The 22,101-nt window shown below is 71.0% G+C and carries 20 protein-coding genes, 1 tRNA gene and 1 other RNA gene; 8 read left to right on the forward strand and 14 right to left on the reverse strand.

What is annotated here, in order from left to right; translation table 11 throughout:
- Positions 1-32: 32 nt before the first annotated feature.
- From rnpB to J4030_RS05185, 4 genes are all read right to left on the reverse strand, one after another.
- Positions 33-440: RNase P RNA component class A (rnpB, locus tag J4030_RS05170), an RNA gene on the reverse strand.
- Positions 441-451: 11 nt separating this feature from the next.
- Positions 452-1,885 (reverse strand): RNB domain-containing ribonuclease, encoded by a 1,434-nt coding sequence (locus tag J4030_RS05175; RefSeq protein WP_208048153.1) that lies wholly within the window; start codon positions 1,883-1,885, stop codon positions 452-454.
- A 59-nt stretch (positions 1,886-1,944) separates the two neighbouring features.
- The gene (locus tag J4030_RS05180; protein ID WP_208048154.1) at positions 1,945-2,805 is read right to left on the reverse strand and encodes a sucrase ferredoxin; all 861 of its coding nucleotides are present in this window, start codon (positions 2,803-2,805) and stop codon (positions 1,945-1,947) included.
- A 110-nt stretch (positions 2,806-2,915) separates the two neighbouring features.
- Positions 2,916-4,136: a JmjC domain-containing protein gene (locus J4030_RS05185; protein WP_307864569.1), complete on the reverse strand. Its 1,221-nt coding sequence runs from the start codon at positions 4,134-4,136 to the stop codon at positions 2,916-2,918.
- 112 nt (positions 4,137-4,248) lie between these two features.
- Between J4030_RS05185 and J4030_RS05190 the strand changes: the two genes are divergently transcribed.
- Positions 4,249-4,875: a hypothetical protein gene (locus J4030_RS05190; protein WP_208048240.1), complete on the forward strand. Its 627-nt coding sequence runs from the start codon at positions 4,249-4,251 to the stop codon at positions 4,873-4,875.
- 18 nt (positions 4,876-4,893) lie between these two features.
- Here J4030_RS05190 and J4030_RS05195 read toward each other — a convergent pair whose 3' ends face one another.
- On the reverse strand, positions 4,894-6,366 hold the full coding sequence (locus J4030_RS05195) for an HNH endonuclease signature motif containing protein (protein WP_208048155.1): 1,473 nt from the start codon (positions 6,364-6,366) through the stop codon (positions 4,894-4,896).
- Positions 6,367-6,622: 256 nt separating this feature from the next.
- On the opposite strand from J4030_RS05195, the gene J4030_RS05200 reads away from it, so the two are divergent.
- Together J4030_RS05200 and J4030_RS05205 are read left to right on the forward strand one after the other, a co-directional pair.
- Positions 6,623-7,369 carry a YaaA family protein gene (locus J4030_RS05200; protein WP_208048156.1) on the forward strand — a complete coding sequence of 249 codons (747 nt, stop codon included), beginning with the start codon at positions 6,623-6,625 and terminating at the stop codon, positions 7,367-7,369.
- 7 nt (positions 7,370-7,376) lie between these two features.
- A complete protein-coding gene (locus J4030_RS05205; protein ID WP_208048157.1) occupies positions 7,377-8,456 on the forward strand; it encodes an SLC13 family permease in 1,080 nt (359 codons plus the stop codon).
- Positions 8,457-8,496: 40 nt separating this feature from the next.
- Here the strand turns inward: J4030_RS05205 and J4030_RS18450 are convergent, their stop codons facing one another.
- From J4030_RS18450 to J4030_RS05225, 4 genes are read right to left on the reverse strand one after another with little or no spacing between them, the layout of a single operon-like run.
- Positions 8,497-9,414 (reverse strand): N-acetyltransferase, encoded by a 918-nt coding sequence (locus J4030_RS18450; protein WP_208048158.1) that lies wholly within the window; start codon positions 9,412-9,414, stop codon positions 8,497-8,499.
- A 20-nt stretch (positions 9,415-9,434) separates the two neighbouring features.
- Positions 9,435-10,667: a bifunctional RNase H/acid phosphatase gene (locus tag J4030_RS05215; protein ID WP_307864570.1), complete on the reverse strand. Its 1,233-nt coding sequence runs from the start codon at positions 10,665-10,667 to the stop codon at positions 9,435-9,437.
- A 7-nt stretch (positions 10,668-10,674) separates the two neighbouring features.
- Positions 10,675-11,415 (reverse strand): zinc ribbon domain-containing protein, encoded by a 741-nt coding sequence (locus J4030_RS05220; protein ID WP_208048160.1) that lies wholly within the window; start codon positions 11,413-11,415, stop codon positions 10,675-10,677.
- A gap of 17 nt (positions 11,416-11,432) precedes the next feature.
- Positions 11,433-12,281: a Nif3-like dinuclear metal center hexameric protein gene (locus tag J4030_RS05225; RefSeq protein ID WP_208048161.1), complete on the reverse strand. Its 849-nt coding sequence runs from the start codon at positions 12,279-12,281 to the stop codon at positions 11,433-11,435.
- Here J4030_RS05225 and J4030_RS05230 point away from each other — a divergent pair.
- Positions 12,280-12,552 carry a VOC family protein gene (locus J4030_RS05230; protein ID WP_208048162.1) on the forward strand — a complete coding sequence of 91 codons (273 nt, stop codon included), beginning with the start codon at positions 12,280-12,282 and terminating at the stop codon, positions 12,550-12,552. The two genes, J4030_RS05225 and J4030_RS05230, sit on opposite strands and share 2 nt — an antisense overlap.
- Before the next feature lie 12 nt (positions 12,553-12,564).
- Here the strand turns inward: J4030_RS05230 and J4030_RS05235 are convergent.
- The 4 genes from J4030_RS05235 to J4030_RS05250 form a co-directional block, all read right to left on the reverse strand.
- A tRNA-Val gene (locus J4030_RS05235) sits at positions 12,565-12,640 on the reverse strand.
- A gap of 116 nt (positions 12,641-12,756) precedes the next feature.
- Positions 12,757-13,329, reverse strand: a complete 573-nt coding sequence (locus tag J4030_RS05240) for a hypothetical protein (RefSeq protein WP_208048163.1) — start codon at positions 13,327-13,329, stop codon at positions 12,757-12,759.
- Positions 13,330-13,384: 55 nt separating this feature from the next.
- Entirely contained in the window at positions 13,385-13,846 is a 462-nt protein-coding gene (locus J4030_RS05245) for a peroxiredoxin (RefSeq protein WP_208048164.1), read from the reverse strand.
- Positions 13,843-14,262 (reverse strand): DUF3052 domain-containing protein, encoded by a 420-nt coding sequence (locus J4030_RS05250; protein ID WP_208048165.1) that lies wholly within the window; start codon positions 14,260-14,262, stop codon positions 13,843-13,845. Before J4030_RS05250 ends, J4030_RS05245 begins: the two co-directional genes overlap by 4 nt.
- A gap of 241 nt (positions 14,263-14,503) precedes the next feature.
- On the opposite strand from J4030_RS05250, the gene aceE reads away from it, so the two are divergent.
- Entirely contained in the window at positions 14,504-17,266 is a 2,763-nt protein-coding gene (aceE, locus tag J4030_RS05255) for a pyruvate dehydrogenase (acetyl-transferring), homodimeric type (RefSeq protein WP_208048166.1), read from the forward strand.
- A gap of 102 nt (positions 17,267-17,368) precedes the next feature.
- Here aceE and J4030_RS05260 read toward each other — a convergent pair whose 3' ends face one another.
- On the reverse strand, positions 17,369-18,418 hold the full coding sequence (locus J4030_RS05260; protein WP_208048167.1) for a glycerophosphodiester phosphodiesterase family protein: 1,050 nt from the start codon (positions 18,416-18,418) through the stop codon (positions 17,369-17,371).
- A gap of 151 nt (positions 18,419-18,569) precedes the next feature.
- On the opposite strand from J4030_RS05260, the gene J4030_RS05265 reads away from it, so the two are divergent.
- The 3 genes from J4030_RS05265 (at position 18,570) to J4030_RS05275 (ending at position 22,045) form a co-directional block, all read left to right on the forward strand.
- Entirely contained in the window at positions 18,570-19,706 is a 1,137-nt protein-coding gene (locus J4030_RS05265) for a helix-turn-helix domain-containing protein (protein ID WP_307864571.1), read from the forward strand.
- Positions 19,707-19,784: 78 nt separating this feature from the next.
- Complete coding sequence (locus J4030_RS05270; protein ID WP_208048168.1) at positions 19,785-20,969, forward strand: acyltransferase domain-containing protein; 1,185 nt, start codon at positions 19,785-19,787, stop codon at positions 20,967-20,969.
- Entirely contained in the window at positions 20,966-22,045 is a 1,080-nt protein-coding gene (locus J4030_RS05275) for a beta-ketoacyl-ACP synthase III (protein ID WP_208048169.1), read from the forward strand. Before J4030_RS05270 ends, J4030_RS05275 begins: the two co-directional genes overlap by 4 nt.
- Positions 22,046-22,101 lie beyond the last annotated feature (56 nt).

Genomic DNA, 22,101 nt, shown 5'->3' on the forward strand with positions numbered 1-22,101 from the left:
TCGGTGATTTCTCCACCCTCCGACGGGCGGGGTGGACGAGCTGGCCGGTACGCCGGATTCTGTCCGGCGCCGCTGTTGCCGGCGGCGCCGTGGCGACCATCCATCTAGGGCCGTCGTTGCCGACGGCCTCGAGCGACCTACCCGCATGCTCGGGCGGGCCGCCCTCGAACGCATGCTGTCTGGTCTTGCTCCGGGTGGGGTTTACCGAGCCGCGCCGGTCACCCGGCACGCTGGTGGTCTCTTACACCACCGTTTCACCCTTACCGTCGCGCCGCGGCAGGGCCGAAGCCCTTCCGCACCGACGACGGCGGTCTGTTTTCTGTGGCACTTTCCCGCGGGTCACCCCGGGTGGCCGTTAGCCATCACCCTGCCCTGTGGAGTCCGGACGTTCCTCGGCGAGCACCCCTGCGGGTGCCCGACGCGGCCGCCTGGCCAGCTCGTCCACGAGGGGTCACCCTAGCCGGAAGGTGACGGTGTGCGCGCCGACGTCCGTGGCCACCAGCACCACGTGGACGACCTCGCCCGGAGCAGCGTTCCCCGGGCAGCTGGCGAGCACCGCGATGTCACGCAGCTGCACCTGGATCCCCTTGTCGTTCTTGGCGACCACGACGGCCTCGAAGCTCTCACCGACCCTCGTGCTCAGCACGGCCGCCTCGACCGCGTCGTCGCACGCGTGACCGACCGCGGAGGCGACCTGGTCGCGCGACCGCATGATGTCCGGGAGTGTGGGCAGCGCCTGCCGCGCCCAATCCGGCGGCGCGGCACCGCGGCTGACCGCCTCGCAGATCGCGAGCCCGAAGCGGTCGACGAGCCGGCGCAGCGGAGCGGTCACGTGCGCGTACGGCGCGGCGACGGCGGCCTGCTCGGTCTCCGCCGGCACCTCACCGTCGAACGGGGTGTACCCGGCGCCGCGGAAGAGCGAGGTCGCGTCGTGGATGAGCGCGAGGTGCTTGGGGTCGGTGCGGTCCAAGGAGGCGATGAACTCGCCGTACGCCTCACCCTGCGGCCAGGTGATCCCGAGCGCTTCCGCGCGCCGCCGGAAGGTGCCGATCGCGTCCTGGGGTGGCGCGGGCATCGTGCGCAGGATGCCGACCTTGGCCTCGATCATCATGCTCGCGGCACACATCCCGGCGAGCAGGGAGATCTGCGCGTTCCAGTCCTCGCTCGGCACCGGCGGTCGGAACTGCAGCCGGTAGGAGCCGTCCTCGTCCTGGTGCACTTCCTGCTCGGGCATCGGCAGATCGGCGCCACCACGCTTGCGTTGCAACGCGATCCGCAGCTCGCCGATCTCCTTCAGAAGTCGCAGCCCTTCGGGTGCGTCGGCACCGACCTGTTGTTGGACACCGTCATAGTCGAGGCGCGCGGTGCTGCGGACCCGCGCCAGGTAGACCTGCGCGTCCCGCACGTCGCCCGACGCGTCGAGCTCGATGTCCCAGATGTACGCGCCGCGGACCTGATCGGGCAGCAGGCTGGCGGCATCCTCGCTCAGCAGCGTCGGGTGCAGCGGCACGCGCATGTCGGGCAGGTAGACGGTCTCGCCGCGAGCGCGCGTCTCCTGGTCGAGCGCGCCGCCGGGAGCGACGTACGCCGCGACGTCGGCGATCGCGTAGCGCACCCGGTAGCCGTCGCCGGTCCGCTCCAGATACATGGCCTGGTCCAGGTCGGTCGAGCCGGGCGGGTCGATGGTGAAGAACGGCACAGCCGTCTCGTCGCGGTCCGGCAACGGCGTTGCCGTCGCGGCCTTCTCGGCCTCACCGAGGGCGGGCTGCGGGTAGTCCGGGCTCAGCTTGTGCTCGGCCCGGATCGCCGTGAACGCCAGCTCCAGCGGCCCCGGGTCGGCGCTCGTCGGATCGGCCTGAGGCGCGCGGACGACACGGGGCAGCATGCCGGTCACTGTACGCAGCGCACCCGTCTCGGGTCCTGACTCACCGGCGTGCATTCCGGTCATCCTGCGGGCGTCAGCGAGACCGCCCGGTAGACCCGCGCGCGGGCGTTCGACGGCCCCAGGCAGGTGAGCCGGTCGGGCGCCGACCAGGACATGACCACGCCGACCGTGGCGTCGCCGTCGGGCCCGCTGACCGTCACCTCGGCGCGATCGTCGACGACCCGGCTGACGCGCCGCACGACCAGCGCTCCGTTGGTCGGGATCGACAGCTCGCGGTGGGCGTGGGCCAGCCCGGCCTGGGCGATCGGCGACATCCCGAACCAGCCGCGCAGGAAGTGGGGGGATACCTGGCCGCGGACGATCCGGTCGACCAGTTCGGGAGCGGCCTGCGGCGTCACCCGGCCATAGAGCGCACCGCTCGGCAGAGCCAGCAGGTTGGCTGCGAACCTGTCCCCGCCCACGTGCGTGGTCTCCCACACCCGCCCCGGCAACAACCCTTGCAACGCGACGGCGAGCGGGCGACCGCGCAACGCGCAACACGCGTCGTGACGACCGTGCGTGCAGACCAGCAGCAGCGGTTCACGGTCGATGACCGCGTCGTCGGGAAGCCACCCGTCGTCGAGAGTGCTGGCGGATTCCAACTGACCGACGAGGGTGTCGAGCGAGTCGACCGCCCACCAGGTCGTCCGTGCAACGCCAGGGCGTACGTCGGCGACCGCCACCCGGTGGCCCCCACCGTCGTCGGCGTGGCGTCCGGCACGTCGAATCGCCTGCAACCGCAGACCCACAGCCGCGGCGAGGTGGTCGATCCGCAGGGCCACCGCGGGGTCGGCGTGGCTCTCCTGCAGGCCCTGGCGACCCCACGGACCGGGCTGCTCGACGAGCAGGAGCCGCGCGGACGGCGGCGCGGTGCCGATCATCGGGTCACCGCGCAGGTCTGCCCGGAAGGCGCAGCGCTCGGGTGTCTCGCGCGGTCTGGGCAGCGAAGGCGGCGGGGGCGGCGGGGGCGGCGGGGGCGGCGGAGGCACGGTCACGAAGTGCCGGCGGGGACGACGAGTCCTTCGCGCAGCAACCGGCGCACCAGTGTCACCGCATCGTCGACGACCAGGTCGGGGACGCGTCCCACCGTGACCACCCGACCGGAGAGCAACTCGCGCAGTCCGGTCTCGACGGAGGAGGGCAGGGTGAGCGAGCGGCCGGCCAGGACGAGCGTGACCTTGTCGCCGGCCGGACGCAGCGACCAGCGCAGCCCGCGTCGTACGACGACCGCGTCGTCCGGGCCGATCGACTGCGCCGCGTCGATCTGGGCAAGAGGTGACAGCGGCTGGGGGCGGGTGCGGTCGGCGAGGTGGCGCCCGACGGCCGCGGCGACCCGCGCCACGTCGAGCCGATCGATGGCCCGGTGCAACGCGTCCTGGGTCGCCTTCAGCTCGGTGTCGAGCACGGCCGGGTCGGCGAGGTCGACTCCCATCGGCAGGGAACGACGCAGCTCGACGTCGTCGACCAGGGTCGCCAGTGCCTGTTCGGCGAGGAAGGACCGGGTGACGGGGTGGACACCGACCGTCAGGTGGCCGCAGACGCCGCCGAGCGCGGTGGCCGAGTGCAGATAGCCCCGGGGTAGATAGAGCGCGTCGCCCGGCTCGAGCACCGTGTCGATCAGCGGTTCTTCCTTCGCGCGGGCCTGGACTGCGCCGCGCCGCTGGTCCCAGGGCTGATCGCGCAGGGGCGCCTCGAGGACGGGCTCGTGGATCCGCCAGCGCTTGCGCCCGGCGAACTGCAGCACGAACACATCGTGCACGTCGTAGTGCGCGGAGAACCCGGTGTTCTGGGCCGGTGTGATGTACGCGTTGACCTGGATCGGGTGCCCGAGCTGCGCGGAGAGCGCGGCGCCGAAGTCGATGACCGGCGGCCACACCCGGTGCATTCCCTGCAGCACCAAGGTGGCGCCATCGGCGAACTCCGCGAGCACTCGATCGTCCGCTACCTGGTCGGCGATCTCGGCCCCGGCACCACCTCCGCGGGTGAAGCGGGCCCCCGGGAGCACCTCGCCGTCCTTGGCCATCCGAAGGAACGGCGTGCGCAGGCCGCGTCGGGAGACCAGCTCGTCGACGGCATCGAGGTCGAGCAGGTCGGCGAACCCATCACCCGGCAGCTCGGCCGCACGACGAAGGAGAGGCTGCCGAGCCCAGTACGACGACGCGAACTCCTGCGCCGACAGGCCCGTCGCGCGCTGCAGCGGGTCGAGCGTCACGGCTGTCCTCCTTCTCGTGCGGACGTCCGTCGGGCGACGAGACGCTGTCCGTCTCGCCGCCCGACGTCCTTCGTGAACGAGCGGATCAGGCTGAGCCGTCCGCGCCGCCGTCGTGCTGGCCCGACGTACCGGATGCGCCGCCGTCGGCAGGACCCTCGGATCCACCGCCGCCCGCACCACCATCGGCGCCACCGTCGGCGCCGCCATCGTGCTGACCCGACGTACCGGATGCGCCGCCGTCAGCGGGACCCTCGGACCCACCACCCGCGCCGCCGTCCGCGCCGCCGTCGTGCTGACCCGACGTACCGGATGCGCCGCCGTCAGCGGGACCCTCGGACCCACCACCCGCGCCGCCGTCCGCGCCGCCATCGTGCTGACCCGACGTACCGGATGCGCCGCCGTCGGCAGGACCCTCGGATCCACCGCCGCCCGCACCACCATCGGCGCCACCGTCCGCGCCGCCGTCGTGCTGACCCGACGTACCGGATGCGCCGCCGTCAGCGGGACCCTCGGATCCACCGCCGCCCGCGCCACCATCGGCGCCGCCGTCGTGCTGGCCCGACGTACCGGATGCGCCGCCGTCAGCGGGGCCCTCGGATCCACTGTCGTTGCTGGTGATGTCGTCGTCCTCGAGCATGTCGATTCCTTTCCTCGAGTGCCGATGCCGGATCCGACATCGCTCTTGTCATATTCCCAGATACGGGCGCCCGCAAACCATGAATGCAGAACGAACGGATAGGGCATCGTCGAAGCCGATTCATGCCGCGCCTCGTCCTTGGTGGCCGGGCTGTTGTGGCATGAGTCCGGGGGTGGGGTTCCAGGTGACGCCGGTGGTGGTGGCGGTGGCGGTGAGCAGGTCGCGGTGCACGATGGTGTGGTGCCTGGCGCAGAGCAGCGCGGCGTTGGTGAGGGTGGTTTCGCCACCCGCCCACCAGGGGGTGATGTGGTGGGCGTCGCACCAGTCCGGTGGGCGGTCGCAGCCGGGGAAGGTGCAGCCTTCATCACGGTGGATGATCGCCGTTCTGAGTCCGCTGGTGAACAACCGTTTGGTGCGCCCGACGTCGAGTGGTTCGGATGCGCCACCGAGCACCGCCGGGATGAGGTCGGCGTCGCAGGCCATCCGCCGTAGGGTGCCGGCGTCGAGCAGGTCACCGTTGATTGTTCGCCCGGTGCCGGGTAGGTGGCCTGCGGTGGTGAGCTGATCGATGAGGGTCTGGTGGTCGAAGGTGATGACGATCTTGGCCGACCTGCCGATGTTGCCGCTGGTGTGGGACCGGTCCTCGTCCAGCAACCGGGCCGCAGTGTCGGCCAGTTCCACCAGCGCGTCCGCGCGCCGCTTGCCGGGGGTGCGGGTGTCCCGCTCGGCCACGACACCGGCACCCAGGCCGGATACCGGGTCGGTCTCTGCAGCAACACCACCACCGGCGGCGGGGCACGATGCGGGAGCGGGGGCGGCGAGGGCTTGGATGGCGTGTTTGATCACTGCCGCGTGACCGGTGGACAGGTCCGCGGTCAACCGCGTCAACCCGTTCGGCAGGTCCGCCCAGGTCAGCGTCTCGCAGGCCTGCTGCTGCTCCTCCTGGGCGGTCAACACCTCGGGCGCGAAGCGGCCGATGATCCGCGCGGACAGGTCCCGCAACGTGCGGGCCCCGGTGTGCGACAAGGCCAGGTACCAGGAGAGGACCTCGTCCCGATCGGCACCGGGGATCACCGGCAACGCCTTGGGAGCCTCCCGCAACGCGACCTGCGCGCAGTGCACGCTCACCACTCCCGCGGCCAGCGCATCGGCCACCACCGAGTTCCGCGGATCAGCACACCCCGTGGCGACCACCCCGATACGACGGCATACGACCGCCTCGGCGACAACCCGATTCGGCGTGCCGCTCTCTGAGGTACCAACGGCAGCACCGGCCTCGGTGACGCACGCCGCGACCCAACCGCCCGCATCCGTCGCCGTGGAGTGGGCCACGGTCCCGCGGGTGACCGCCTCCGTGGTCGCGACCGCCGCCAGCGACTCCGCCCGCGACGACAAGCCGACCATCGACGCGACGAACCGGCCCAGTTGCGTCTCACTCAGCTGGTACAACGCACCGGGCCAGTCCTCCAACCGGGCGACCAGCACCCCTAAGTCCTCCATCAACCCGACCGCCGCACCAGGACCGGCTGGCAGCACCGACGGACAGGCCGGAAGCGGCGCATCCGGCACCCGGGAGATCCCCTCGACACTCATCCGCACCCACCCCCTTTTCAGTCGCCTGGCAGGTATGCGATCTACCCCTTATCGTACGCGCGTTCGAAGCAACGCGCAAGGGCAAATAAAGCGAATCCTCATCATCGACAGCATGATTCGAGCAGACATCATCCACATCCCCCACGATCAAGTGACGTCGTCCACACCCACCGACAGCGCCCTTGACCGCGGACCACCAACACCTCACTCCTCCCCTGCACGCCTCAGCCGTGAACGATCCCTCTAGGGTGCCGTCGTGCTCGTGCTGCTGCCCCCGTCGGAGTCCAAGCACGGCCGCAGCCGAGGCGCCGCGCTCGACATCGACCGGCTCTCCTTCCCCGCACTCAGCGCCACCCGCACCGCCGTGCTCGACGCACTGGGCGACGTCTCGACGCGTCCCGATGCGGCCAGCGTGCTCGGCGTCAGCCCGAACCTGGTCGACGACATCGCGCGCAACACCCGACTGCGCGCGGCGCCGGCCACGCCCGTCGCCCAGCTCTACACCGGCGTGCTCTACGACGCGCTGGATCTGGCTTCGTTCGATCCCGCAGCGCTGCGCCGCGCGCGTCGCTGGATCGTGGTGCAGTCCGCAGCCTTCGGCGCCCTCCGACTCGGCGACAAGGTGCCGCCGTACCGGCTGTCGATGGCCGTCAACCTGCCAGGCCTCGGGCCGCTCGCCGGCCTCTGGCGCGCCCCACTCGACGACCAGCTCACCGCGGCCGCGGGACGCCGGCTCGTCGTCGACTGCCGTTCCAGCACATACGCGGCCGCGTGGACCCCGCGCGGGCCCGTCGCTCGCCGCTGGGTGCGCATCGAGGTGCCCGGGGCGACCCACGGGGCGAAGCACACCCGCGGCCTGGTCACCCGCGCCCTGTGCGAACTGCCGACCGAGCCGACCACCCCGCGCGCCCTGCAGGAGGCCCTGCGACCGACGTTCGAGACCGAGCTCGTGGCCCCGGCGACGGCCGCGCGACCGTGGTCGCTCAGCGTGTCTGCGCGATGATCGGCCTGTGACGCATCTGATCAACGAGCTCGGGCCCGTGTGGCCGGTGCTCATCTTCCTGGTCGCCATCAGCATCGTGGCGGAGGTCTGCCAGACGGCCGGCCTGTTCGACGTGGCCGCGTTCTGGGCGGGCCGGGCCGGTGGCGGCCGCACCGTGCGCCTGTGGCTGTTGGTGGTCGTCCTCTGCGTGGCGTGCACCGCGGTGCTCAGCCTCGACACGACTGCGGTCCTCCTGTCCCCGGTCGCCGTGGCCCTCGCCCGTCAATGCAAACTGCCTCCGCTACCGTTCGCGCTCACGGCCGTGTGGCTGGCGAACACGGCCTCTCTCATCCTCCCCGTGTCCAACCTCACCAACCTGCTGTCTCTGCAGACGTTCTCGCACCTGGGTGGCCAGTCGGCGTACTTTCGGACCGCCTGGCTCCCCGCCGTGACGGCCGTTGTCGCCACCGTCGTCATGATCGCCGTGCTGCATCCCAGGGTGCTGCGCGGCCGGTACGACGTCCCGCAGGCGCCTGCCCCGCGCGACCGTGCGCTGGTCATCCTCACCGGATGCACCTGCGTGGTGCTTGCTCCCCTCTTCGTCAGCGGGATCACCCCTGCCATCCCCGCCGTCGTCGCCGCGATCGTGCTGGTGTCGGTCCTCGCCGTCCGGGACCGCTCGGCATTGCGCGAGCTGTCGGTGCCCTGGACGCTCGCGCTCGGGGTGCTCGCCCTCTTCGTCGTCGTCGAGATCGCCCGACAGCACGGATTGGACAAAGCGCTGGCCGACTTGGTGGGGACGGGGCACGGGGCGTCGGCCCTGCTGCGCCTCGCCGGCGTCGGCGCCGTGGCGGCGAACGTGGTCAACAACCTCCCGGCCTACCTCGCGCTGCGTCCGACCGCCACCGACACCCCACAACGCGCTCTCGCCCTGCTCGTGGGGGTCAACGCCGGCTCGATCGTGCTGCCGTGGGGGTCGCTCGCCACCCTCCTGTGGCGTGATCGCTGCAAACGGGCAGGCCTGCAGATCAACACCATCCGCTTCATCGGCGAGAGCGCCGCCGTCGCGCTCGTCACCGTCGTGGCGACCACCCTCGTCATCCGGTGAGTGAGAGCGCCGCGACACCCGTCGCCAGCCGCGCCCGACGTCAGAGAAGGCGCCGGTAGAAGTCCTCGACGGGTCGGTAACCCAGCTGGTCGTACAGCGCCCGCGCACCGGTGTTGGGTGCGAACACGTTGAGTCCCAGTCCCGTTCGACCGGCGGCTCGACAATGGGCGGCTCCCGCGAGCATGATCGCGCGACCGTAGCCGCGCCGTCGTCGGCCCGGGTAGACCTGCACGTCGTAGACGAAGGCATGCGGCTGCTGCGCACCGATCCACAACAGCCCGACGGGTACCTCGCCGTCGTACGCCGTCCAGAGCCATTGCCCCTCGGAGGCCAGGCCGTCGGGCAAAAGGCGGTTGTACGACTCCCGGGCGTTGGCAATCGCGACATCCGCCGGCTCACCCGCCTCGCCCCGCTCGTGCGCGTACCCCTCGACGGCCTCGGCGCGGTAGTCCTCGAACTGGTCGGCCGTCATCTCCCGCAGCTCCAGGCGGTCGTCCGTGCCCGGCTCGGCGGTCGTGAAGGTCAGGTCCATCAGCGACGCCGAACGCTCGGCTCCCAGGGCGGCGGCGAGTTCGCCACCGTGCGCCTCTCCGGGCCAGTGCGCCGCGGCGATCATCCGGGTGCCCACCCGATCCGCGTACGCCGTGACGGCCGCCACCGCGTCCGGCAGGCGCGCGGGCGGCAGGGTGCTGTCGCCCACCCGCACCCCGCCGTCGCGCGGGTCGCGTCGCCACCACAGCCAGCCGTCGGACAACGAATCACCGGCGACGAGAACCACGTTCGCTGACGGGTCCGACTCCCCCAGCGCCCACCAGGAGTCCACCAGGTCCGCGGCCGCGGACTGTGCGCTCTCGTCATCGTGCCCGCAGACGGCGAACTGCCACCGCGCGCGACGGCGCACCTCCTCGTCCCGCCAGGCATCCACCTCGTCCGCGCGCAACGACCGTAGAGACGACACCGGGCGGTTCTCGGATCCGGTCACGGCAGGTGGTGGGTCACGTTGAGGTTCTGCACCACGGCCCGCCCGTCCGCCCAGACCTGCAGCGTGGTCAGCGAGGCGGGGTCGGCCTGCAGCATCCACGCTGTCTCCGCCGAGATCCCGAGGATCAGGGCGAGCACGACCATCAGGGGTTTGCGGTGGGTCGCCACGATCACCGTGCCGCCGGGCCCCGCGGTGTCCACTGCGCGTCGGAACCCCGCGGCGACCCGCGCCACGAGTTCGGTGTGCGACTCACCTCCGCCGGGCCGGAAGTCCTCGTGCGAGCGCATCTTCGCCAGCTGCGCCGGATACTCGGCCTCGATCTCGGTGAAGGTCAGGCCGTCCCAGGTCCCGACGCTCTGCTCGTCCCAGTCCGCGTCGACCCGGAGCGACATGCCCAGCGCTCGCGCAGCGGCATCCCCGGTCTCCCGGGCGCGAGCGAGCGACGAGGACACGACCTGCACGGGACCGGTGAGCCGGTCGGCGAGTTCGTCCGCTGCGGCTGCCGCCTGCTGCCGTCCTCGCGCGTTCAGGCTGGGATCGGCCCCACCGCGCCCGTCGAGCTTGTGCCCGACGGTGAAGTCGGTGACGCCGTGGCGCAGCAGCACGACGGTGGTCGCCGTCGCGGGATCCGGCCCTCGCGATGCAGCGGGGCGCGAGGGCGGCTGGGCTGCAACGGGTTCGGTGTCGAACAGGGTCCCGGTGTGGTCCGTCGCGTCAGCACCACCGGCCGGCGCCGACGCCGGCTCGGACCCCTCCGGAGCCGCCGCCTGCGCATGGGTGTGTTCGGAGCTCCAGAGGTCGCGGACGACGTGTCGCCCGTCCATGCCGTCGTTGCTGAGCTTGTCGGCATCCTTGTTGATCTCACGCGGGATCCAGGTCCAGGTGACGTCCCCACCCAGAGCGCGGCGTCGGCGTACGAACGAGTTCGCCTCCAGCGCAAGCCTCTTCATGTCCTCGTGCTTGATCTTCCATCGACCGGCCATCTGCTCGACGACCAGCTTGGAATCCATCCGTACGGCGACCCGCGCCCCCGGATCGATCGCCTCCGCCGCCTCGAGCCCGGCGATCAGGCCGGAGTACTCCGCGACGTTGTTGCTGGCCTTGCCCAGCGGCGCGGCACGCTCGGCGAGCAGCTCCCCCGACGCGGCGTCCCGGACCAGCGCGCCGTACCCGGCCACCCCCGGATTGCCCCGGGAGCCGCCGTCCGCCTCGACGATGAGTTCGCGCACCACCGGCTCAGAGCCCCGATTCGGCGGTCCGCACCAGGATGCGTCCGCACTCGTCGTGCCGCAGCACCTCGTCGTCGGCGGCACCGCGGATGCGCGCGAGCTCCGACTGGTCGATCTCCAACCCGCAACCGCCGCACCGACGTTGGCCCAGGGCAGCCGCTCCGATACCGCCGCGCTGCTCACGAATACGGGTGTAAAGGTCGAGCAGGTCCTGCCCGACCCCCGCTGCGACGTTGGAACGGTCGGCCGTGATCCGCTCACGCTCTGAGGTGAGCTCGCGCAGCTCTCCCCCGCGCTCGTCCTCCAGCTGCTCCAGGCGGGCCCGACCCACCTGCAGCTCCTCCTCGCGGCGGGTGAGCGTGGTGCGCAGCTCCTCGGCGCGCTCCATGACCTCCAGCTCGACCTCCTCCAGGTCACCCTGACGCCGTGCCAACGCCTCCAGTTCGTGCTGCAGCGCCTGCAGGTCCTTGGCGCTGCCCTGGCCGGCGTCGAGCCGCGACTGGTTGCGGGCCGCGCGATCGCGCACCTGCTGCACATCGACGTCGGCGCGGGTGATCTCGCGGTCGACGTCCGAGAGCGCCGTGCGGGCCAGGACGACCTCCTCCTCGGAGGTGTCGACCTGCCGCTGGGCCTGCTCGACCTGCGCGTTGAGCGGCAGGGTGCGCTCCCGGTGCGCGATCTGGTCCAGGCGGGTGTCGAGCTTCTGCAGGTCGAGCAACCGCCACTGGCGACTGGTGTCAGCTTTCACGGGGGCTCCTGAAGTATTTACGTGTGGTCCGGGGTCGAGCGTCCCGCGGTGAAATCCCACGGGTCGGTCCGTAGGTCGGAGACGTGCGTGACGATACGTGCCTGCAGCGCCTCCGCGAGACGCGACGCCGCCGCGGCGAGCCACAGGTGCTCGGTCGCGTAGTGCCCCGCGTCGATCAAGTATGGCGGGCCGTCGCCTGCTTCCTCGCGCGCCTCGAGGGCGGGGTGATGGCGCAGATCGGCCGTGACGTAGACATCGGCGCCGTGCGCGCGTACGTCGTCGAACCGGTCGTCGCCCGCCCCGCCCATCACCGCCACGGTGTGCACGAGCGCATGCGGGTCCCCGGCGACCCGCACGCCGACCGGAGTCGGCGGCAGTGCGTCGGCGAGGCGCGTGGCGAACTCGCGCAGGGTGATCGGCTCGGGAAGCCGCCCCACGCGACCGATCGGCTGGCCGTCCTCGGTGGCGAGCGGCGGACAGTCCTCGGGCAGGCCCGCGGCAGCCGCCAGGGCGTCGTTGACACCGGGCCGGGCGACGTCGGCGTTGGTGTGCGCGCAGTAGATGGCGAGGTCGGCGACGACGGCCGTGGTGACGATCGCGCCCTTGGCGGTGGTGGTGGCCACCGAGTGCACCCCGCGCAGCAGCAGCGGGTGGTGCGTGACCAGCAGGTCGGCCCCGGCCGCGACGGCCTCGTCGACGACGGCGCGGGTGGGATCGACGGCGAAGTGCACGCGGCGTACGGGCTGCCCCGGATCGCCGGTGACCAACCCCACCTGGTCCCACGACGCTGCGGTGTCCGGCGGGTAGGACCCGTCCAGCACCGCCACCACCTGCGCCAGGCTCACGTCGTGCGCACTCGTTGTCATGGCGACCATTCGTACCAGCCCGCGGCCCGCCCGTCGCACCCCGCGGCGGAAGCTCCGTACGCGGTACGGGTCCGGCAACGACTACTTCGGATCCCGCGAGCAGCAGACGATGCTCAACTTCCGGGTCCGCGACCTGGACGCGATGCTCACCCAGTTGCGCGCCCGAGGTACCGAGGTGATCGGCGAGGTGCAGGACCCGGAGGGCGTCGGCCGGTTCGGGTGGGCCGCCGATCCCGAGGGCAACCGCGTGGAGTTGTGGCAGCCCGCCTGACGACGGATGCGGTGGTGGGCCCGGCCGGGCTCGAACCGACGACAGCCGCGGTGTAAACGCGGTGCTCTACCAACTGAGCTACAGGCCCCGATACGCGGAGCGTGGCGATCCTAGACGACCGCGCACTGCCGAGTGGCATACCTATGTTTCCAGTGGCGTACTCGTAGGTGCGCCACTCGATACATAGCTATGCCACTCGGGGATTCAGGCGTACTGCTGCTGCGGGGGGTCGTTGCGGTGGTAGTACGCCGAACTCTCCTTGCGCCAGATCAGGATGATCACGGCCAGCCCGATGAGGAAGTTGAGGACGCTCACCACGACGCTCGGCGCGCCGCCGCCCTGCGCTGCCACGGCGATCACGGTGTAGACGAAGCCCAGCGCCGAGAATCCGAACAGCACGGTCGCCACGATGCGCGCCCAGTTGCGACCCTGCCGGTTGAGGACGGCCATTGCGATCCAGATGAGCATCGTGAGGACGCCGATGACGATGGAGGCCGCGATCGCGACGTGCACCGCCGTGTCGACGGCACTCGCGCTGAGGTGCTGGCTGCCGGTCTTCTTGTCGTTGCTCTTGACGAGCGCGTCCCGGACCCGCCCGGTGTTGAACGAGCTGTAGATCACGCCGAAGAGGGTCAGCGCCGCGCCGAGGAACATGAGCTTCGCCGCGGTGTCGAGCGGCTTGGGCACCGTGCTGACCGGCTTCCCACGGCCGACGTCCTCCTGCGGCATCGCCGCGTATCTTTCGGACGAGCGGCCCTGATCCCCTTGATGACTCATGGGGCGAAGCTTCCCAGACTCCGCGGCGAACCTCGTGGATGCGCGGCCCATCGACTCAGAGCGTCGCGAGCGCCTCGTGGAACCCGCTGAAGTCGCGCGCCTCGCCCGGCCCGTTGACCAAAGTCCACCGCACGACACCGTCGGTGTCGATGAGGAACGTGCCCCGGATCGCCAGCCCGGCCGGCTCCAGGAAGACGTCGTACGCGCGTGCCACCTCGCCGTGCGGCCAGAAGTCGGACAGCAGCGGGAACGTGTAGCCCTGGTCGTCGGCCCAGGCGCGCTGGGTGTACATCGGGTCGCAGGAGATGCCCACGACCTGGACGTCGGGGTTGACGAACCGGGAGATGTCGTCGCGGATCTCGCACAGCTCGCCGGTGCAGATTCCCGAGAACGCGAAGGGGTAGAACACGAGCAGCACGGCGCGGTCGGCGTGCAGGGACGCCAGGGAGGTGTCCTGGCCGAACTGGTCCTTGAGGGTGAAGTCCGGAGCCTTCGACCCGACAGCGGGGTGGCTCATCGCTGCTTCGCCGTCCCGCCCTGGACCAGCTTGGTCGCGATCCACTCGACACCGGCCTTCACCGGCGCCGAGGCCTTCAGGCCCGCGGTCTGCGCTGCCTCCTCGATGTCCGCCGGCTCGACCGTGTCCGGGTGCCCGCTGCGCGGCGACAGCAGCACGACGAACCCCTTGTCCGCCAGGCCGGACAGGGCGTCGACGCAGTCGTCGATCAGGTCCCCGTCGCCCTCGCGCCACCAGAGCAGCACAGCGTCGACCACACCGTCGAAGTCCTCGTCCTCGATCTGCGAGCCGATGACCGCCTCGACGGCTTCGCGGAAGCCCTCGTCAGCGTCGTCGTCCCAGCCGATCTCCTGCACGATCTGTCCGTCGGCGAATCCGAGGCGTCCGCTCAGCGTCGCCTCTCCATCTCGGTCCACAGCCGTCCTTTCTGCGCCGGCCCCGGGGGGCCCGCTGTCGGTGATGTCCTGCACGGTTCGGGGATGTCGCGGCTAAGTCCACCTGCAACTGCCAGCATTTGCAACCGATCCGCGATCCCGCATCGGCTCCACCCGCCCAGATAGCCCCTACCCGCTCGTACCCGAAAGTAACCGACCGCGGTTCGCAGCGGGCGACCGCGCAGGTAGAAGATGTCCGGTACGCACATGAGAGGAGCCACTCGTGGCACGCGAAGAAACGGGCCCGATCCTGAACGGGATCCCCAGCCAGTTGCCGGACATCGATCCCGAAGAGACAGCCGAGTGGCTGGATTCGCTGGACGCGGTGATCGACCAGGGCGGGCAGGCCCGAGCACGCTACGTGATGCTCAAGATGCTGGAGCGCGCCCGCGAGCGTCAGATCGGGGTGCCGTCGTTGACGGCGACCGACTACATCAACACCATCCCCGCCGAGTCCGAGCCGTGGTTCCCCGGCGACGAGGAGGTCGAACGCCGCTACCGCGCGTGGATGCGCTGGAACGCCGCGATCATGGTGCACCGCGCGCAGCGCCCCGAGGTCGGCGTGGGCGGTCACATCTCGACGTACGCCTCCGCGGCAACGCTCTACGAGGTCGGCTTCAACCACTTCTTCCGCGGCAAGGACCACCCCGGCGGCGGCGACCAGATCTTCATCCAGGGCCACGCCTCGCCGGGCATCTACGCCCGCGCGTACCTCGAGGGACGCCTCACGGAGGACCAGCTCGACGGGTTCCGGCAGGAGCAGTCCCACCGGGTCGACGGGCGTCGGATGGGTCTGCCCTCCTACCCGCACCCTCGCAACATGCCGGGGTTCTGGGAGTTCCCGACGGTGTCGATGGGCATCGGCCCGATGAACGCCATCCACCAGGCGCAGTTCAACCGCTACCTGCACGGTCGCGGCCTGAAGGACACCAGCCAGCAGCACGTCTGGGCCTACCTGGGCGACGGCGAGATGGACGAGCCGGAGTCGCGCGGGCTGCTGCAGTTGGCCGCCGTGGAGGGGCTGGACAACCTCACCTTCGTCATCAACTGCAACCTGCAGCGGCTCGACGGACCGGTGCGCGGCAACGGCAAGATCATCCAGGAGCTGGAGTCGTTCTTCCGCGGCGCCGGATGGAACGTCATCAAGTGCATCTGGGGCCGCGGGTGGGACACCCTGCTCGGCGCGGACCGCGACGGCGCGCTCGTGCACCTAATGAACACCACGCCGGACGGGGACTACCAGACCTTCCGCGCCAACGACGGCGCCTACGTGCGCGAGCACTTCTTCGGCCGCGACCCGCGCACCCGCGACATGGTCAAGGACTGGTCCGACGAGGACATCTGGTGGAAGCTCAAGCGCGGCGGCCACGACTACCGCAAGGTGTACGCCGCGTACCGGGCCGCCATGGAGCACCACGGCCAGCCGACGGTGATCCTGGCCCACACCATCAAGGGCTACTCGCTCGGCACCCACTTCGCCGGCCGCAACGCCACGCACCAGATGAAGAAGCTGGCCCTGGACGACCTGAAGACCTTCCGCGACTCGCTCGAGATTCCGGTGTCGGACCAGCAGCTGGAGGACAACCCCTACCTGCCGCCGTACTACCACCCCGGCGAGAAGGACCCAGCGATCGAGTATCTGCGCGAACGGCGTACGAAGCTCGGCGGCGGAGTGCCGAGCCGGCGCACCGAGGGCATCTCGCTCAAACTGCCTGGCGACAGCGCCTACGCGTCCTCGAAGAAGGGGTCGGGCAAACAGCAGATCGCCACGACGATGGCGTTCGTCCGCGGACTGCGAGACCTGATGCGGGACAAGGACTTCGGCAAGCACATCGTGCCGATCATCCCCGACGAGGCACGCACGTTCGGGATGGACAGCTTCTTCCCGACGGCGAAGATCTACAACCCGCACGGGCAGAACTACACCTCCGTGGACGCCGAGCTGATGCTGGCCTACAAGGAGGCCACCGACGGCCAGATCCTGCACCTCGGCATCAACGAGGGCGGCTCGGTCGCGGCGTTCACCGCGGTCGGCACGTCGTACGCCACGCACGGCATCCCGATGGTGCCGATCTACGTCTTCTACTCGATGTTCGGCTTCCAGCGCACGGCCGACTTCATCTGGGCCGCCGCGGACCAGATGGCGCGCGGATTCCTCATCGGCGCGACCGCCGGTCGCACCACGCTGACCGGCGAGGGGCTGCAGCACGCCGACGGGCACTCGCTGCTGCTGGCGTCGACGAATCCCGCTGTCATCGCTTACGATCCGGCGTTCGCGTACGAGACATCGCACATCATGCAGGACGGCATCCGCCGCATGTTCGGTGACAATCCCGAGAACGTCATCTACTACCTCACGGTCTACAACGAGCCGATGCAGCAGCCGGCGGAGCCCGAGGACGTGGACGTCGAGGGGATCCTGCGCGGGATGCACCGGATCGCCGACGGCAGCTCCGACGGTGTCGGCGACGACGCCCCGCGCGTGCAGCTGCTCGCCTCCGGTGTCGGTGTGCCGTGGGCGCTCGAGGCGCAGCAGCTGCTGAAGGACGACTTCGGCGTCGTGGCCGACGTGTGGTCGGTGACCTCGTGGAACGAACTGCGCCGTGACGGCCTCGACTGCGACGAGCACTCGTTCCTGCACCCCGAGGAGGAACGCCGCGTCCCCTACGTCACCCGGCGCCTGCAGGACGCCCCGGGGCCGATCATCGCGGTCTCGGACTGGATGCGTGCGGTGCAGGACCAGATCGGCCAGTGGGTCCCGGGCGACTACGTCACCCTGGGCGCCGACGGGTTCGGCTTCAGCGACACCCGCCAGGCGGCGCGCCGCTTCTTCCACATCGACGGTCCGTCGATGGCGGTGCGGGCGCTGCAGGCCCTCGCCGACCGCGGCGAGATCGACGCGTCCAAGGCGCGCGAGGCCGCCGAGAAGTACCGGCTGCTCGACGTGACGGCCGGGGCGTCCGGCAACGCGGGCGGCGAGGCCTGATCGGTCTTTTGTCGCACACGTGACGGTGGCTCAGATACGCCCGAGAGGCACAGGCCGACCTGTGCCTCTCGGTCCCGACTGAGCCACCGTGCGCACGCAGTGTCAGGACGGCAGGCGGCTGAGCATCTCGTCGCGGGCGAGGACGGCGAGGTCTGGCTGGTCGCAGATCAACGCGTCGACGCCGGCGCGCAGGAACCGGCGCATCTCTCCGAGGACGTCGCCCCAGTCCGCCTCGCGCCCGCCGCGCCGCATGTCCTCGGCGAGGAAGGCGTTCTCGGCGCGGAAGGTCCACACGTGCACCAGCAGTCCGGCGGCGTGCGCGTCGCGGACCAGACGACTCGGCATCCCGAGCGTGCCGTCGGTTCGTCGCGGGAAGACGCGTGCCTTGCCCGGCCCCACTCCGTCGATCCAGGTCGACAGCAGCTTGAGTCCGCGGGCGGACAAGAGCTCGTCGTAGGTGCCCTTGTGCGCGCCACTGCCGAAACCGGGCGGCACCCCGCCGTTCTCCAGCAGGAAGATCAGCGGCAGCGTGACGCCGAGCTCGTCGCGCAGGCGGATCAGACTGTGCAGCTCGAAGGACTGCAGGTAGGCCGGCACGCTGCCGTCCACCGCGCCGCCCCGCCGCAACCCGTCGAGCACGGCGCGCTCCATGTCCATCCCCATCGCTCGGTACCGGGACGGGTCCTTCAGTTCCACGCTCAGACCGATCTCGCGACCGAGCTCCCGCGACACCTGAGCGCGTACGCGGAGGAGGTCGTCGAAGGAGGCCACCCGGCACCGGCCGTGGTAGATCGTGTTCGACGGTCGTAGCTGAGCGAGTCGCTCGGTCGCCCACAGGGTCCCGATCTCGGCGAGCGTGAAGTCCTCGGCGAACCAGCCGGTCGCCTCGCTCTCCCCCACCCGGCGCGTCGTACGCCGGTCGGCGAACTCGGCCCGGGTCGCCACGTCCGTCGTCCGGGAAAGCTCCGGCTCGTGGCGGCAGATCAGCTGCCCGTCGGAGGTCATCACGAGGTCCGGCTCCAGGGAGTCCGCGCCGAGACGGGCGGCCAGCAGATAGGACTCCACGGTGTGTTCGGGCCGGTATCCGCAGGCTCCGCGGTGACCGACGATGAGAGGTTCACGTCCACCGGCGCGGCCGGCCTCGAGGCTCATGCCCCCACGCGATCACCCGCGTACGACGTGCTGGTGGAAGCGACATGCCGCTCCCGTGTCGAGGTCGTGAACGGCGGGCAAACCGGCCCCCCACCGCCCGGTGGGGACCTATCGCGCCCTGTTATCGAGGTCATACAAATACCCTGGAGGAGTGAGCACCCCCACACACCGTCGCCTGGAGCAGCACGCGGGCGAACTGTCGACCGCCGCCGTGCACCAGATGGAGGCGTCCTACCAGTGGTACCAGGAGTTGTCGGCGTCCGACCGGTCGTGGGTGGGACTGGTCGCCCAGGCGGGCATCGCGGCGTTCATCTCCTGGCACAGCGACCAGTCCGAGGCGCCGTCGGTGGCCACCGACGTCTTCGGCAGCGCGCCGCGCGACCTGATGCGCACCGTCACGCTGCGGCAGACCCTCGACCTGGTCCGCACCGTGATCGACGTGGTCGAGCAGCATGTCGGCGTGCTCGCGGCACCGGGTGAGGAGATCCGGCTGCGCGAGGCCGTCCTCACCTACTCCCGGGAGATCGCGTTCGGCGCGGCACAGGTCTACGCCGCCGCGGCGGAGTCCCGCGGCGCCTGGGACGCGCGCCTGGAGTCCCTCGTGGTCGATGCGATCCTGCGCGGCGAGGCGGATGAGTCGCTGGCCTCCCGGGTGTCCGCCCTCGGCTGGGACGAGGTGCATGACATCGTCGTCGTCGTCGGCACCGCGCCGGCCGGTCCCGGTGCCGAGACAGTGGATTCGTTACGCCGAGAGGCGCTGCGACGCGATCTGCCACTCCTCGCCGCGGTCCAGCGGCGACGGCTCATCGCGATCATCGGTGGGGTGGACGATGTCCTCGCCGCTGTCAGCGCGATCACCTCGCAATGGGCCGACGGCCCGGTCGTGATCGGACCCAAGGTGCCGCATCTGTACGCCGCCGGGCGCAGTGCGCGCGCCGCACTCGCCGGCCAGGGCGCGGCACCGGCGTGGCCCGAGGCTCCGCGCCCGTGCCTCGCGGACGAGCTGCTACCCGAGCGCGCGCTGGCCGGCGACACCCGCGCACGCCGACGGCTCGTCGACAAGGTGGCGCGCACCATGGCCGACCACCCGGCGTTGTACGAGACGGCCACCGCCTACCTCGATCAGGGCAGCCTGGAGGCCACGGCCCGGCTGCTCTTCGTGCACCCCAACACGGTGCGCTACCGCCTCGGACGGATCCACGACCTGACCGACTGCGACCTCACCAGGCCACGCGAGGCCTTCACGGTCCGGCTCGCCCTGGCGATCTCGCACCTGCCGGATTTGTAGCAATCCTCTAAAACCAGCCGGTCAACTTGGTCCGATGGGCACCCAGGCGCCCGGCGCCTGTCGCGGCACGATGAACGGGTGCTAGCGATCGTGTGCCCCGGACAAGGCTCGCAGACCCCAGGTTTCCTCGCCCCATGGCTGGAGGTGCCCGGGTTCCCCGAACGGCTCGCGTGGCTCTCCGCGGTGGCCGGGATGGACCTGGTGGCGCACGGGACCACCTCCGACGCCGAGACCATCAAGGACACCGCGGTCGCCCAGCCGCTGATCGTGGGGTCCGGGCTGCTGTCGCTGCTCGCGCTCTTCGAGCACCCCGCCGACGGTTTCCGCCTGGTCGGCGCGGGTGCCGGGCACTCGGTCGGCGAGATCACCGCCGCCGCGGCGGCCGGCGTCCTCTCCGCGGAGCAGGCGATGGTCTTCGTCCGCGAGCGTGGTGCCGCGATGGCGCAGGCCAGCGCCGTACGACCGACCGGCATGAGTGCGGTCCTCGGGGGTGACCCGGACGAGGTGCGCGCGTCGCTCGACCAGCACGGACTGACCGCCGCGAACATCAACGCCGCGGGCCAGGTCGTCGCTGCAGGCACCCTCGAGCAGCTCGGCGAGCTCAAGGCCGCACCGCCCGCTAAGGCGCGCGTGATGCCGCTGCAGGTCGCAGGCGCGTTCCACACCCAGCACATGGCCTCGGCCGTCGACCGCCTGGCGCACCTCGCCAGCGCGATCTCGACGCACGACTCACGAATCCCGTTGGTGAGCAACAAGGACGGCCAGGTCGTGCACCAGGGCCGCGAGGTGCTCGGCCGGATCGTGTCCCAGGTGCGCAACCCCGTCCGCTGGGACCTCACCATGGACACGTTGGCGTCGATGGGCGTCACCGGACTCATCGAGATCCCGCCGGCGGGCACGCTCGTCGGCCTGGCCAAGCGAGGGATGCCGGGTGTCGAGACGCTCGCGCTGAAGACCCCCGACGACATCGACAAGGCGATCCGGATGGTCGGTGAGCACGGCGAACCCCACGACGGTGGCATCGCGCCGTCCTGGCGACTCGTGATCTCCCCCAGCAAGGGCACCGTGTCGCTCGACACCAGCGCGGTCGGCACGACCGTGCACCCCGGCGACACGATCGCGCAGGTCTCGACCCTGCGTGACAGCCACCCGGTGCTCTCGCCGCACGGCGGTCAGGTCGTCGAATGGCTGGCCGAGGACGGCGACCCGGTCGCGCCCGGTCAACCCCTGCTGCGTCTGCACCCGACGGAGTCCTCCCGATGAGCACCGTCGCCAAGGGCACCGGCACGCTGCAGGCGCCGGTCGGTGCGCGGTACGCCGGGATGCTCGGCGTCGGCGGCTACCGCCCCGAGCGGGTCGTCACCAACGACGAGGTCTGCACCTGGATCGACTCCACCGACGCCTGGATCCGCGAGCGGACCGGCATCGTCTCCCGCCGCTGGGCCGCCGGGGAGGAGACGGTCATCGACATGGCGGAGCATGCCGCCGGTCCGGCACTGGAGATGGCCGGCATCACCGCGGACCGGCTGAGCGCGGTCATCGTCGCGACCGTGACCCACACCATGCAGACACCCGCCGCCGCACCGATCCTCGCCACTCGTCTCGGCGCGAAGGACGCGGCCGCCTTCGACATCTCGGCCGCGTGCGCCGGCTACTGCCACGGCATCTCGCTCGCCTCGGACATGGTGCGCGGCGGAAGCGCCGAGTACGTCCTGGTGGTCGGCGTGGAGAAGCTCTCCGACATCACCGACAAACGCGACCGCGGCTCGGCGTTCATCTTCGCCGACGGGGCGGGCGCCGCGGTGATCGGCCCGTCGGACACCCCGGGCATCGGCCCGACCGTGTGGGGCTCGGACGGGGAGAAGTGGGAAGCCATCTCGCAGCGCGTCCCGTGGGACAAGATCGTCGCGCTGCAGGAGGAGGAGGCCGCCACCGGCAAGCCGGCCGACTGGGTCGCCGCCGGTGCGATCGACGCCACGGAAGCCTCGACGCTGAAGATGGCCGGCCAGACCGTCTTCCGGTGGGCCGTCTGGTCGATGGCACCGGTCGCCCAGCAGGCCATCGAGGCAGCGGGCATCACCGCCGCCGACCTGGACGCGTTCATCCCGCACCAGGCCAACATGCGCATCACCGACGCGATGATCAAGCAGCTCAAGCTGCCCGCGGACATCCCGGTGGCGCGCGACATCGCTGAGACCGGCAACACCTCCGCGGCCTCGATCCCGCTGGCCATCGAACGGATGCTGCGCGAGCAGGAGGTGCCGCGGGGCGGACTCGCCCTGCAGATCGGCTTCGGCGCCGGCCTGGCGTACGCCGCACAGGTCGTCCGGCTGCCCTAGGCCGCCCACAGGTACCAACAGACACCCGAGGCTCGGCGGGAAATCCGGGTCAGCCC

Source organism: Allobranchiibius sp. CTAmp26, assembly GCF_017565405.1.
Lineage (GTDB): Bacteria > Actinomycetota > Actinomycetes > Actinomycetales > Dermatophilaceae > Allobranchiibius.